This window comes from Phormidesmis sp. 146-20 (assembly GCF_052939475.1).
The window spans coordinates 32,806-46,263 of record NZ_JBJPHT010000051.1 but is presented as its reverse complement, the minus strand read 5'-3'; the positions used below and the strand labels follow the sequence as shown (position 1 = coordinate 46,263).

Annotated in this window: 10 protein-coding genes; 2 read left to right on the top strand and 8 right to left on the bottom strand. The window is 47.7% G+C overall.

Annotation, left to right across the window (positions count from 1 at the left end; genetic code table 11):
• Positions 1-2,555 (bottom strand): PA14 domain-containing protein (locus tag ACKFKH_RS27350; RefSeq protein ID WP_446861514.1); only part of this gene is annotated, 2,555 nt, incomplete at its 3' end.
• A gap of 811 nt (positions 2,556-3,366) precedes the next feature.
• On the opposite strand from ACKFKH_RS27350, the gene ACKFKH_RS27345 reads away from it, so the two are divergent.
• Both ACKFKH_RS27345 and ACKFKH_RS27340 read left to right on the top strand, forming a co-directional pair.
• Positions 3,367-4,356: a glycosyltransferase family 2 protein gene (locus ACKFKH_RS27345; RefSeq protein ID WP_446861513.1), complete on the top strand. Its 990-nt coding sequence runs from the start codon at positions 3,367-3,369 to the stop codon at positions 4,354-4,356.
• 149 nt (positions 4,357-4,505) lie between these two features.
• Positions 4,506-5,753 carry a glycosyltransferase family 4 protein gene (locus ACKFKH_RS27340; RefSeq protein WP_446861512.1) on the top strand — a complete coding sequence of 416 codons (1,248 nt, stop codon included), beginning with the start codon at positions 4,506-4,508 and terminating at the stop codon, positions 5,751-5,753.
• 296 nt (positions 5,754-6,049) lie between these two features.
• On the opposite strand, the gene ACKFKH_RS27335 is transcribed toward ACKFKH_RS27340, so the two are convergent.
• The 7 genes from ACKFKH_RS27335 to ACKFKH_RS27305 all read right to left on the bottom strand — a co-directional run bounded on the left by ACKFKH_RS27335 (position 6,050) and on the right by ACKFKH_RS27305 (position 13,449).
• Positions 6,050-7,087, bottom strand: coding sequence for a glycosyltransferase family 4 protein (locus tag ACKFKH_RS27335; protein WP_446861511.1), 1,038 nt, complete (start codon positions 7,085-7,087; stop codon positions 6,050-6,052).
• A 202-nt stretch (positions 7,088-7,289) separates the two neighbouring features.
• Complete coding sequence (locus ACKFKH_RS27330; protein WP_446861510.1) at positions 7,290-7,805, bottom strand: serine O-acetyltransferase; 516 nt, start codon at positions 7,803-7,805, stop codon at positions 7,290-7,292.
• 218 nt (positions 7,806-8,023) lie between these two features.
• The gene (locus ACKFKH_RS27325) at positions 8,024-9,007 is read right to left on the bottom strand and encodes a glycosyltransferase family 2 protein (RefSeq protein WP_446861509.1); all 984 of its coding nucleotides are present in this window, start codon (positions 9,005-9,007) and stop codon (positions 8,024-8,026) included.
• 22 nt (positions 9,008-9,029) lie between these two features.
• Positions 9,030-10,013: an exostosin domain-containing protein gene (locus ACKFKH_RS27320; protein ID WP_446861508.1), complete on the bottom strand. Its 984-nt coding sequence runs from the start codon at positions 10,011-10,013 to the stop codon at positions 9,030-9,032.
• Between the two features lie 104 nt (positions 10,014-10,117).
• Complete coding sequence (locus tag ACKFKH_RS27315; protein WP_446861507.1) at positions 10,118-11,542, bottom strand: O-antigen ligase domain-containing protein; 1,425 nt, start codon at positions 11,540-11,542, stop codon at positions 10,118-10,120.
• Between the two features lie 27 nt (positions 11,543-11,569).
• Positions 11,570-12,391, bottom strand: coding sequence for a 2OG-Fe(II) oxygenase (locus ACKFKH_RS27310; RefSeq protein WP_446861506.1), 822 nt, complete (start codon positions 12,389-12,391; stop codon positions 11,570-11,572).
• A 65-nt stretch (positions 12,392-12,456) separates the two neighbouring features.
• Positions 12,457-13,449, bottom strand: coding sequence for a class I SAM-dependent methyltransferase (locus ACKFKH_RS27305; protein WP_446861505.1), 993 nt, complete (start codon positions 13,447-13,449; stop codon positions 12,457-12,459).
• Positions 13,450-13,458 lie beyond the last annotated feature (9 nt).

The following is a 13,458-nucleotide window of genomic DNA, read 5'->3' as shown; positions in this document are numbered from 1 at the left end:
CCATCTCCATTAAAGTCACCTGGGGTTTGAGTCCAGTCAGCAGGCACGATGTAGGTCAACATGGTTGCAGTCGGCACTTTTGCGCCCTCCATTAGCCAGATGCCCACTTCGCCCGTATCTTTGCGCCAGAAGAGGTCAGTCTTGCCATCTCCATTAAAGTCACCTGGGGTTTGAGTCCAGTCAGCAGGCACGATGTAGGGGAACATGGTCGCAGTCGGCAGTGCGCCATCGAATAGCCAAATGCCCACTTCGCCTGTATCTTTGCGCCAGAAGAGGTCGCTTTTGCCGTCTCCATTCAAGTCGCCGATCGTCGAACTCCAATCAGCAGGCACCAGATAGGGCAGCGTTACTTTCTCGATCGAACTGAACCCATCCAAAAACCAAATCTCAACTTCGCCTGTTTTTTTACGCCACACCAGATCGCTTTTACCATCGCCATTAAAGTCGCCAATCTGTTCGATTGAGGCGTTGTTCGTGCCGACAATTTTAGTTCCGGGCGGTTCTACTCCATTGATCAGCCACAGTTCTACGTTGCGGGTGTCAGGGTTGTACCACAGCACATCGGCTTTACCGTCTCCGTTGAAATCATCACCCGGCAAGCTGACCCGTAGTGTATTCAGAAGGCTCGTGGGTGCAAAATTGCCGCTCAAATCGCTGACCTGATTGGCTTGTAGCGTGATTCTATAGTCTCCCGTGTCGGCTGAATCCCATGCGCCAGTCGCTTCGATTTCATAAGTAGCCAGAACCGTACGATCGCCATCACCTTTAACACTGACTAATTTCGCCAGTTGACTGAAGTTTTTGGGGCCGTTGACGAGAATATCTTGATTGTCGATCGTCGATCGTCCCACGGCAACATCATCTTGATAAGTCACCTCAAAACGGTAGCGGTTACTGCCTCTAATTACAGGAGTTAAGACCGCTAGTTGGGCCGTTGGTGCCACAAAATCGACTTGGAGCGTGCCCAAAACACCAGCGGAGGTGAAGTTGCTATTGAGATCGCTAATCTGGTTTGCTTGAAGTGCGAGGGAGTAAGTGCCAGCATCGGTTGATTTCCAAACACCATCGGGGGCATCAATGCTGTAGGTTGCGATCAGGGGGCGACCTGGTTCGAGCGTGGTGCTAACTAACTTTGCCAGTTGACTAAAGTTCTTAGGGCCGTTGACGAGAATATCTTGATTGTCGATCGTCGATCGGCTCACACCTTTTTCGTCTCGATACACGACACTGAAGGTATAGCGGCTACTTCCCTCAGTGATAGGTGTCGCGCTTAAGGTTGCTGTCGGTGGAGTCAAATCAACCTGAAAGCTGCCTAACACTTCAGCAGGCATAAAATTGCTATTAGCATCGCTGACCTGATTGGGCTGTAGGGTGATGGTGTAAGTGCCCGTATCGGCTGAATCCCAAATGCCGCCTGGTGCGTTGGTGCCATAAAGGACAGTGAGTGAGCGACCATCTCGATCGCTGTTGACGCTATTAAACTGTGCAATCTGACGAAAGTTATTGGGGCCGCTAATCACGATGTTGGGATTGTCGATCGTTCTGCGAGAAACGGCTGTGTCATCACTGTAGACAATGGTAAAACGATAATCAGTTCCACCCACGATCGCAGTCGTCCCCCTAAACGTTGCTGTGGGCGGAGCCAGATCGACCCGAAAAGTGCCCAAAGTCCCTGCTGGGATGAAGTTGTTATCTGTATCGCTGACCTGATTTGCTTGAAGTACAACGGTGTAACTGCCTGTGTCGATCGCATCCCACGCACCCCCCGGAACGTCAATGCTGTAGGTCGCTGTCACCAGACCGCCCCCGCCGCTAACACTGACTAACTGTGCAGGTTGACTAAAGCGATTGGGCCCACTCACTAGAATGTCTTGACGATCAATTGTGGCGAGTTTGATAGCTTGAGTGTCTTTGTAGGTGACCGTAAAGCGGTAGCTCGTCCCGCCACTGTTGAAGACATCTGGTGCAGTTAGGTCGGCGGTGGGCAGGGTCAAATCTGGCTCATAGAGGCGAGCTTGCGGAATGGTTTCTTTGGGCTGATTGGGGCTAGACCAGCTTAGTTTGGAGATGGCTCCCCCAGTGCCCTCGTAGTATTCAAGCCTGATGTCGTACTTTTGACCAGCAATCAGGGTGATAGCGTTGCTGTCCTCAATCGGGGGGTGGTCTGTCCAATTGTTAATAATTTGTTGCCCATTAATCCATAGTCTGACTCCATCATCTGAGAGCGTGTAGAAGGTGTAAGTTTCGGAGTAGGCAGGCTGTATTTTTCCAGTCCAGCGCACTGAGAACTGATCGATCGGAACAGTAGAATCAGGCGATCCGCCTCCCCAGTTAAAATCGATCGCTGCATCAGTGCGGGTTAGTTTGAGACGGTTGAATTTGCTGTCGTAATATTGGCCTAATAGTCCCTTCCCACTAGAGGGCGGCGTGATCGCTGGATCACTGGAGGCGCTGATCCCATTTTCTAATAGCGGCGATTGTAGGGCGGCTACTCCGTTGCTATTCACATTAACCGAACTCAAATCAGTCAGAGAACCAAACTCAGGATTGAACATACCTAACTTTTCTAAATGGAGGATAGTATGAACACTCCGCTAACATTTTTCTTGAGAACAACCATTTAAAATCCGCCCCAAAGCCGTAGATCGAAGTTGCTAAAACAATCTACTCTGAGGTTGAAATTGAGGTTAGAAGAACAGATCTCTGGTAAATAGCTGGATTCTTCGGACAAGAGACACCAGACACAGGACATTAGACAAGAAACTAAACCTGCTTCGCTGTCCAAAGGCTAGAGTCCAAAGTCTCTACAAACTCTGTAGTATTCACAACGTGAATAAGTGTTCAAAGAACGATCGCTTTTACTTGTTTTAGCGACTGCACCATCATCAGTATCCAGGAAATTACAGAGAGAACTCACTGCTTCATATAATCTTCACCAAGAAATAAATTTGAGTTGAGTGCCTTTTTGAGAAGATCAGAGTTTTTGACCCAGTGCACCCCTGTAAGGACTTGAAAAAGACCAAAGCTGTCCTATTGCTATTTTCTTTCTATCATGATTTAACAGTAAAAACACTGGAAAATTAAGTTTGCTAATTATTAAGTTTGCTAATTATTGTGTAGGAGGCGATCGAGCAAAAACACTTTTGAAAGGATGGCAAAGTTAGTGCGATGAGTGGTCGGCAAGCTGTTTTGTTACCATTACCGATGTTATTTGAGGCAGTGAGTTGGGCGACTTCTGCTTAGTTGAATGATGAATAACCGCATCAAGCAAAGTCATTAATCACACAGGTTTCTAGTTAGAATTGTCAGCCTGGTTGATAAGTCAGAACTAGCCTGAGACGGACTTTCTACCTTTAGGTACTCATTTTGAATCAAATTGGATTAGTTGCGATCGGGCGCAATGAAGGTCAGCGATTACACCAATGCTTATTGTCGGCAATTGGTAAGGCAGCTTGGATTGTCTATGTCGATTCGGGATCAACCGATGGCAGTGTAGAACTGGCCCGATCGCTCGGAGTTGCGGTTGTCAACTTGGATCTTTCGATTCCCTTTACGGCAGCGCGCGCTAGAAACGCAGGATTTGAGCATTTGTTGGTGATTGCTCCGACGATCGAGGTTGTGCAATTTGTCGATGGCGACTGTGAAATGGTTGAAGGCTGGCTAGAACTGGCCCAAACAGAATTGTCTACTAATCATCAAGCAGCGATCGTCTGTGGTCGAGTGCGGGAGCGCTTTCCAGACTTATCAATCTATAACCGACTGTGTGACATGGAGTGGGATACGCCCGTTGGCGAGGTAAAAGAATGCGGCGGGATTGCGATGATGCGAGTACAGGCATTTCAACAAGTGGCGGGCTTTAATCCGACGTTGATTGCGGGAGAAGAACCAGAGCTTTGTGTTCGATTGCGTCAAGCGGGGTGGCAGATTTGGCGACTGGATGCCGAAATGACCCTGCACGATGCTCAAATGACCCATCTCAGACAATGGTGGAAGCGAACTCTGCGATCGGGCTATGCTTACGCAGAAGGGGCCTGGCTACATGGGCAGACTTCTGATCGACACTGGCTACGCGAAACTCAAAGTATTGTTTTTTGGGGGTTGGGCTTACCGATAGCTGCCCTTGGGATGGTTGGGGTGACTCAAGGTTTCAGCCTACTTCTGCTAATAGGTTACCTAGTGTTATTTAGTCGAATTTTTGTCCACCAGCGTCAGAAGAATGTCTGTAGTAGACATGCCCTGCTCTATGCTAGTTTCTGTGTGTTGGGCAAGTTTGCACAGGCCGGGGGCGCAATCAAGTTTTTGGGCAGTCGATGGTTGGGCGCTCCAACAAAGCTCATTGAGTACAGGCAGGAATGACGTGTTTGAATCAAAATACCCTGGCGATTAATGTTAGCTTCGCAAGAGCCTTCGGAGGGCATCTATGATTCGTGCAGAAAGTCTAATGTTCGGTGCTTTGAGCTTGTCCCAAAGAAGTTGACCTGGAAGAGCTGTATTAAAAAACGTTTATGAAAGTTGTGATTGTTGCTGAACATGCCTCTGCCAAGTTTGGAGGGGAAGCCTTTTTGCCTCTACACTACTTTCGTCTGCTGCGATCGCGCAATATCGACACCTGGCTAGTTGCTCATTCCCGGACTCAAGCTGAACTGCAAACGTTGCTTCCCGAAGCGGTTGATCACATGCACTTCGTCGCGGATACCTGGATACATCGATCGCTCTATCAGCTAGGAAAACTGTTGCCAGGGCAGATAGCAGGCGCAACGACAGGACTTTTGATGCACCTATACACTCAAATGATTCAGCATCGAATTGTGTGTCAATTAGTGCGAGAACACCAGATCGATGTCGTTCATGAGCCAATTCCCGTATCTCCCAAGCAGCCGTCGCTCATGTTTGCGATCGGAGCGCCTGTCGTCATCGGGCCCATGAATGGAGGAATGGAGTATCCGCCTGCTTTTCGATCGCGCCAAAGTCACTGGGTAGAACGGGCAGTCTCACTGGGGCGATCAGTCTCCAATGGGTGCAATCACCTTTTACCTGGCAAACTGAAGGCACAGACGCTCCTGGTTGCTAATCAGCGTACAAAACAAGCACTCCCAGCCGGGATTCGTGGAACGGTAATCGAACTGGTAGAAAATGGAGTGGATTTGTCTGTGTGGCGATCGTCCACTCCCCAGCCCAAAGATCCCTACGGCTGCGTTCAGTTTGTCTATATTGGTCGTCTGGTCGATTGGAAAGCGGTCGATTTGTTGTTAGATGCTTTTCAGCCTGTTGCGGCTCAGACGGGAGCGATTTTAGAAATCATTGGCGATGGGGTACTGCGGCAACAACTAGAAGCCCAATCTGCCAGCCTCAAGCTGTCTGATCACGTTAAATTTACGGGCTTTCTTTCACAATCAGACTGTGCGAGTAGGCTACAGGCGGCGGATGGATTGGTACTCACCAGCTTACTCGAATGTGGGGGAGCCGTGGTCTTAGAAGCAATGGCAATGGGACTCCCGGTGATTGCGACTAACTGGGGTGGGCCGATGGACTATGTAAATGCAGACTGCGGATTTTTGATCGATCCAACTTCTAGAGAGGCTTTGGTGAAGGGGTTTACGGATGCGATGTTGAAGTTGGCTGAGTCCCCAGCGCTACGATCGCAGATGGGACAAGCCGGACAAGCGCGAGTCGCCCAACACTTTGACTGGGAACGCAAGATTGATCGCATGATTGAAATCTACCAGCAGACGATCGTCCGTTGGCAGCCGTAGAATTTTTTTAACGCCAATTCGACGGAATCTTTCGCTGCGGTCGTCAATCCGGGCAGCCCCCTAGATCCCCCACAAGTGAGGGACTTTGATTTGAAAATCTTGCTCTAACGTCAGTTCGATGAACGCTTCGCTTCGCTTTTAGATCCAGGAACGCCCCCTAAATCCCCCACGAGTGAGGGACTTTGAACCAGAATTCCTCTCTGAAAGTCCGCCAAAATTGGCAGCTTGGGGGGCAGAAGCCGTGAACAACGAAGCAAAAAAACTTCATCGAATGCACATTCTTTAAGATCTTTGTCTCACGTCGGTTGATACAGACCTCGCTCTGCTAAAAGCTGTCGAAAGTCGGACAAAGTAGATTCTTCAGAACAATGCTTTTCGACAAAGCCCAGCGCATTCTGACTCAGACGCTGACACTTTTGGGGGTCATTCCAGAGGGATGCGATCGCATTCGCTAAACCATCCGGATCAAACGGATCGCACAAAATTGCATTGTTCTCATGGTGTGCATAGTCACTCACCCCGTGAGAATCTGTCACAATAAACGTCTTTCCTAAGTGCATCGCAGCAACCAGCGTCACATGACCACAGGGAACCTCAGAGCCTTTGAGCGGCAGCACCATAAAGCGTGAATGCTTCAAAATCGCCATTGCTTTAGGAAAAGGGATATTCACAAAGGCTTTGACGTGAGAAGGCAGTTTTAGCTTCTCCAGATTGTCGGGTCTAACCACCAGTATTGTAGGAATGTTGGGTAACGTTTCTAACGCTTGTATCAGCGTAGGATAGTCCCGTGAGTTGCCGCCAATGGCACAAATATAGTCCTCTCGATCGCCCTCATCAGAGAGAAACTGAGGTTTGCTGGCTCCAAAAAAGACGACTTTGATTCGCTCGATCGCCAGCCCAAAATAGTCTCGATAAAGCGTTTGCTCAAAGGTGGAGTAAACCATAAACTGACTGATGTTAGCAAACGCCCACTTCATACAGTGATACTTAAGTCCGCGTGGCAGGGCAGGAAAGTTAAAAGAATGGGCAATGTGATCAGTGTTGACCTGGAGCAGCGACACAAAGACGGCACACCAAAAAGAAACTCTCGGATCGTGGGTGACTAATAGTTGAACCTGATGTTTTTTTACATAGACGACAGCCTGCCAACAAGCCCGAATCATGGATAAGTTGGGGCGACGAATCGCAGTTTCAATCGCTCCCTGGGGACGATCGTTAAAAAATGTCCAGCGAAACTGCTGTCGATCGAATTCTTCTGAAAACCAGCGCCAGTTTTCTTCAAAAAAGGGAGTACAGCAGACAATCTCGATCGGTCGTGTCCTATTCAGTGTCATAGTCATCAGCAATCACAGCAACAGTTTTCTCTAAAAAACATGGTTAGGGTTAGTGGGAACAATCACGCTCAGAAGACAACGACTAAACGTATCTCGTGTCTACTGTGCTACTGAAGTTACTAAGGCTACACTCGGTTAGTTATGGGAAGCTCTGATCTGGTAACATTCATTGATTAATCTGCTGAATTAGATGTTCTTTTAGCTACTTGGCATCAAGCAGCAGGTCAGAACTTTTATCCCGAATGATTTTTGCTGGAATGCCGACGGCAGTCGCTCCGGGTGGCACATCACACAGCACGACAGCATTTGCCCCAATCTGAGCATGATCCCCAATTTTGACCGCCCGAATAATCTTGGCACCTGCTCCGATGTCTACATGTCCGCCAATTTCTACGCCACCTACGATCGTCACCTGCTGAAGAATCAGACAGTTTGGCCCGATCAACACTGACGGATGAATCACCACGCCATTGGGATGCGGTAAAAGCAATCCGCCTTCAATTTGACAGTTTAAGGGAATGTCAGACCCCGTTACCACACTCCAAAATCGATGTTGAAGAATTGCTAAAGCAGCCAGCGATCGACCAATCATTCCACCGCGCGGCCGCCAATATTGATAGCCTCGGATTGCTTTGATCAACTGACGGCTCGGCTCCCACCAGCCACTACATTTTTCGCGTAACCAATCTGGCTCTGTAGCAGAAACTTGTGATGCCATCGCTAATTCAAAAGTTGCTGGGGGACGGTGAGAGACTGGAAGCGTTGGACATTATAACGTTCGCTCCTAAACTTGCTCTGTCAAAAGCCCTTTGTCCGATCCGCTGTGTGCTTGTCTAAAACGAACATTGCTTTATTAAATCACAATGGTATATTTTGCAATTCCAGTAGAGGACAGTTGTCTAAACGGACAGCTTCAAGTGGCGAATTTTACTTGACTCAGGCTTGTTTGCCTTTAAAGAACACACTGTTTGTCCAAAAATCTTGGAGTAGCCTGGGTGGGGTTTGTTCTGGCTTGCCCTGGAGAAACTGTCTGAACTTGCGTAGAACAAAGGCAACTAGCCAGACAGCATCCGCGATCGCAGCATACCACCAGCCATGATTTTTGAGAAAGTAGTAGCGTCTCGAATCAAACCAGTATTGAGGAAGGCGTTTGATCGTGTTTGTATTCATACCAGAGCTTTGTCCGACCAGGTGAATGACTCGACTCTGGGGCACATACCAGCAAGACCAGCCCGATCGCTGCGTTTGGCGACAAAAATCTAGTTCCTCAAAGTACATAAAATACTGCTCATCCAGTAAGCCTCCTGTCTCAAAGACTTCACGACGCACCATCATACTGGCTCCCGATAGCCAATCCGTTTGACAGACTGCTTTGGAGATTGGCGGAATGACCGCCCACCTGGACAGCAATTTGGACACCAACCCCAAACTCAGGCCAAAATCTAACTCACTAAAAATACTCGGAAACCGAAAGGCTGAATGTTGACAGGTGCCATCCGGATTTTCCAAACGACTACCCACAATTCCCACATCGAAGCGATCGCTGATAAATTCAACCAATGCCTTTAATGCACCGGGATGCACGATCGTATCTGGATTGAGTAACCAAAAGTAGGCAGGCGGATCAGGTGAATCGAGGGCAGTGCGGATGACTGCATTATTGCCAAACGCAAATCCCCCATTGCGATCCAGCGGCATCAGAGACACCCACGCTCCCCAGCCTTCAGTCTCAATTGCTGCTCCAATTTTTTCAACAGAGCCATCTTGAGAATCGTTGTCTGAAACAACAACTTGTGTATTAGGTACAGACTGCACCTCATGGAGTAAGGATCGTAGGCAGTCGATCGTCAAATCGGGAGTACGATAGTTCAAGATCACGACTAGCAGATGTGGTTTGTTTAGTTGACTTAGACCAAGCATGTTAGTTAGGTGCTCCTTTCGCTCAGGTCAGTGCAAAAATTTGTTCGGTAATCTCATGTAGCCAGTTTTTCTCTCTCAACTCCTTCATGAGTGCCAGACTTCTAGATTGCCTTTCGATAAAGGCGGCTTCTGAGGTTGTTTCATAGTCCTTGCGAATTATCGTTTCTAGTTGATCCAGTTTGCTATAAGGAACTCTAATACAGACTTCATCCCAATCGACGTGAGGAGGCAACATCATATCTGTGTCGATTAGCACAGGCACTCTGCCCCATGACAGTGTTTCATAAAATCTGAAGCTATAGTTTTCGACCCCTCTTGGACAAAGCACATAAGTATTGTTGAGTAGATGGTTTCTATAAATCTCAGCATCTTTTGGGTCGGGTACAAAAGCCCCTTTTCTGACAATATCTAGTGGTAGATTCGACGCTTCTAAGTTTCTTAGAGCCTCAATTCTGGCGATGCAGGGAAAGAAGAGAACAGGCAGTCTCATCCCTTTGGGGCCAAGTAGAAATTCGAGATACCTGAGAGGCCATCCCTGGACAAACTTCTCCTTCAAAAATGTGGGGAGGTAGGCGGCTAACTTTGCTCCTCCCGAATGCTCATAAGAGTTGCCCATAAATCCGATAGACAAGGCAGGCTTGTGCTTCCACTGTAAAGCTTCTATGTCTGCGGTGCCTGAGTTAGGAGTCCAAATATGCGGAATGATTTTTAGGCGAGTAGCGTCACACCAGGAGCGATAACCAGAGAACATAATACTCAAGTCCGGCTCTTTCAAATACAACTCGGTGGTGTCAGGGATGAATACTATGACCTCATTTTCCTCTTTTCTAAATGACTGCTTCAGGTGCTTTAAGTTAATTGAATTGCAGCGAGTAATCTCAAATCCCGCTACTTTTTGAATCGTGCAGTCTACTCCTTTTTCAGAGAGCGCTCGTTGAATGTCTTTGTAATAGTCATAGTGAATAAACTCGAAGTCTAAAATAACAAACCTAACTTTCTTTCTCATCTTTACCACTCATTTTCAATGCAGAGGGCTGTCTAACATTTGGCTTTCTGTTGGATTAGGAATAGTCAATTGGGTGGTATGGGCAGTGCAGAAGGTTATGTGAATTACAGCGATCGCCCCCGATCGACTTCTTCTTGAGCAGGTGATAGCTGAAGCTGTTTCACGACCAAACGCTCTGCTAGTGATAGATCAATGCCGTCAACGCCAAGCTGATCAGACTCTAGATGCCGGGCCATCAAACCAGATAGACCCCCAATTCCCAACACAAATACAGGCATTGCCATTGCATTCACTAAGTTGTCTACCATATAAAAGACTAAAACGAGAGAGATAGCAGCAGATGGCGCAACTTTGGGGTGCAACCAGGTTCTGGCTGGGTAATAACCGACAAACATCAACACAGGCAACAAGACGACCGTTGTACCGCAGGCCAGTCCCAAGGCTCCGTTGACACCAAAGGTAATCACCCACCAACTATCCGTCACCGAAGCATCCTGTCCCCATTCATCAACGATGCGCGATCGCCCCCACCCTGCCCAACCGACAATCATCCGTTCACGAGCTTTGACGACCAGCGCTTTCTCCTGGTTTAGCCTAAACTGTAGGGAGTCGGCCCGATCTGGATTGACAGCACTCGAAAAGAATTGGGTAATTTGATCTCCATTAAAGCTTCCGGTCGCCGCCACGTAGAGATAAAACGGAATCACCACAACCAGTAAGACGACTAAAATCGAGGTACGCAGCCACTTGACAGTAGACAGGACGGCGATCGACAGCAACACATAAAGCAGCGCCCCCGTCGATTGGATCAAAACCATCAGACCGAATAACGTCCCCACTAGCCACCCCATTGAGATATTCCAAAAGCGCTTGATCGCCCCCGATTGCCACAGCCAGATCGCAATGATGGTGACGGCTGACATCCAGAGCGCAACGGACAACCCATGAACATTAAATAGATAAGGGCGATAGCCTCCCTTGCGGATGGATTGCACAAATGCATAGCTATTGACATCAATGCCGTACAGCTTTCTGTGGAGTTGGGGACTCATCTTAAACTCAAACAGACAAAGCGGCGCATAGACCAACCCACCTGCAAAAATGCCGACTGCTAACGCTCGCAGACCCACCAAACTATTGAGATAGACCCGCCCAAAAAAGTAAGGGACTCCCCAAACTGCAAACCGCTCAGATGCCGCCCGAAAGCCATCATAGAGACTGAGACCATTGTTCAACGAGGAGGCAACATGGCACAGACACCACAGCGCGATCGGAATATCCACCAAACTAAATCGAAAGGACTTGAAGCGATCGATATCGAAGAAAAGTACCGCAATCACAACGGCGTAACAGGTCGCTGACATCTTGCCATAGGAAGGCAGTCCTGGAATCAGATAGTCATAGACGGGCAGAAACAAGTAGGCCGTAATGAAGCTGATGATCAAAGCTCTCTGAGGCGGCAGATGCTTAAACAAAAAGAGAACGATCGGTATCCAGCCAAACAAAACGAGGGGGATCAAAGCAAACATGGGCTTTTGGCATCCTATTGATGAATCCTACTTGCGTAGCGCGTTTTTTAGGTCAATCAAAATCGGGGGAACTAGCTTTTTGGCCCACGCTTTGGGACTGAGTGGCGGTTGAGAGTGCAGCGACTCTAGACCGGGACGATCGCGAAAAATCGTTGTATGAGCATCCGAAATTTCTGCGGCGGGTCTGCCATTGCTGTAGTAGTAGAGTGCCAACGACTTGCGAGTTTCTCCATCAGGGCAAGTTAGTGGTTCGGGGTGTCCGTGGTAAGAAAAATCAGTGGTGCTGAAGATGACGCAGCGGTTAAAAATCGGCAAAATTTTCTTTTGGCATTGAGTCATATTTTGATCCCAAAGTTCCAGATGTCCGCCGTAGTCTTCTTGCCAATTTTGGTTGAGATAGATTAGTAAATTGAGGCGGCGATCGAGGCGCAGTCTTTCATATTGATTAAAATCGACGTGCATTTTGAGGTAGCCTCCTCTTTCGATCTGGTGCAGCCCACCGCCGACAAAATGAGGATCAGGAATGAGTCCTTCAATGCCTGTGAGTTGTTCTAAAAAGTTGAGGAAGGTCGATGAATTTAATTGGTAAAGCAGAAAACGGGTCATGTCTCCCATCTGTCGTTCGTGGGTGGATGCCAGCTTTTTTTCGGCTGTGTTGTCAAATTTTTTCCACTCGATCGAGCTGACTTTTGGAAACTCATTCAGCACGTCGTTGAGCACAGAGGTTGGCAAAAAATCGTCAATCACGACATGAGGAAAGGGATTCGCTTGAGCGTAGATGTCTCGATATCTGAGAACTAAACTTTCTAAATAATTTGAGTCGAGCCGAAACATCAGTGTGGAATTCATTTGATTGCCTCAAAGGTTATTTTTTGACGTAAATTGACGATTGAAGTGAGAAAGTTTCATCGAATTCACGTTAGGTTAGGTTTGTATAAATAAAAGCCGGCCGCATCCCCTTCGCCTGTTTGATTGAGTGAGATAGACTGAGCCGTAAAGTCTGCCATTTCTTGTTGAGAAAAGATCGATGCTTTGGGATTGACAGCGTGAGACTGGCTTTCTCTAACCGCAATGTCTTTGAGAATTTGTTCGCTTGCCCAAAACTGATAGGCGTGAGAGTCAAAAAACAGTTGCTTTAGCTCAAAACCCGCCTGCTTTGCTAGTTGTTGAATACTTTTTGGGGTGTGGATGTAGAGGTGGCGCGGGGCATCGATCGCGACCCAGTTCACACCATATTTTCGCCAGGCAAAAGAGTCCGCGACGGGGGTTCTGATCAGGGCGTAGCGATCGGGTTTGAGCAGTCGATAAAGCTCTTTTAGGACGGTGAGGGGTTGAGGCATATGTTCAAACGAATGGTTGAGCATCACAAAATCAAAGGTTCCTTCGAGTTCGTGAACCGTCTTTTTGAGCACTTTTACACCATTTTGATAAACGATATCATGGTCAATAAAGGGATCGATTCCTGTCAAATCTGTAAACCCTTCTAGCTGCATGTTTAAGAGCAGATTGCCCGACCCGCAGCCCACGTCCAGAATTTTTGCATCAGCCGATAAGTAGATTCTTTGGAACCAATCGTGATAGTAATACTCAGGAATTTCAATGCCAAATGTTTTTCTCAGAATCTTTGAAAGCAACATGCCTAAAGTTTGGTTGCCCTTTAGCAAAAGTTGCATTCGCTGTCGTCTTAAAAAAGTTTCTATCGGATGTGCTTTTGGCTCTGATAGGGCTTGAAAAGAATAGAAATCTTGGGGATAGTAACGCGCCAGATCGCCGGGAATTTCACTGATTTGTAAACATCCACAAGCGCCACATTCCAGGTATTGAAACTGTTCTCTCAGCCCAAACATCATCTCTGAAACAAGGTGATATTGGTTGTCGATCGCATTCCCACAAATATGACAAGTCATCATTTTCTT

Coding starts and splice junctions, on each gene's coding strand:
- ACKFKH_RS27330 (WP_446861510.1), bottom strand. CDS start 7,805: ATGGCATCACAAGTTTCTGCTACAGAGCCAGATTGGTTACGCGAAAAA.
- ACKFKH_RS27320 (WP_446861508.1), bottom strand. CDS start 10,013: ATGAGAAAGAAAGTTAGGTTTGTTATTTTAGACTTCGAGTTTATTCAC.
- ACKFKH_RS27305 (WP_446861505.1), bottom strand. CDS start 13,449: ATGACTTGTCATATTTGTGGGAATGCGATCGACAACCAATATCACCTT.
- ACKFKH_RS27315 (WP_446861507.1), bottom strand. CDS start 11,542: ATGTTTGCTTTGATCCCCCTCGTTTTGTTTGGCTGGATACCGATCGTT.
- ACKFKH_RS27310 (WP_446861506.1), bottom strand. CDS start 12,391: ATGAATTCCACACTGATGTTTCGGCTCGACTCAAATTATTTAGAAAGT.
- ACKFKH_RS27340 (WP_446861512.1), top strand. CDS start 4,506: ATGAAAGTTGTGATTGTTGCTGAACATGCCTCTGCCAAGTTTGGAGGG.
- ACKFKH_RS27335 (WP_446861511.1), bottom strand. CDS start 7,087: ATGACACTGAATAGGACACGACCGATCGAGATTGTCTGCTGTACTCCC.
- ACKFKH_RS27325 (WP_446861509.1), bottom strand. CDS start 9,007: ATGCTTGGTCTAAGTCAACTAAACAAACCACATCTGCTAGTCGTGATC.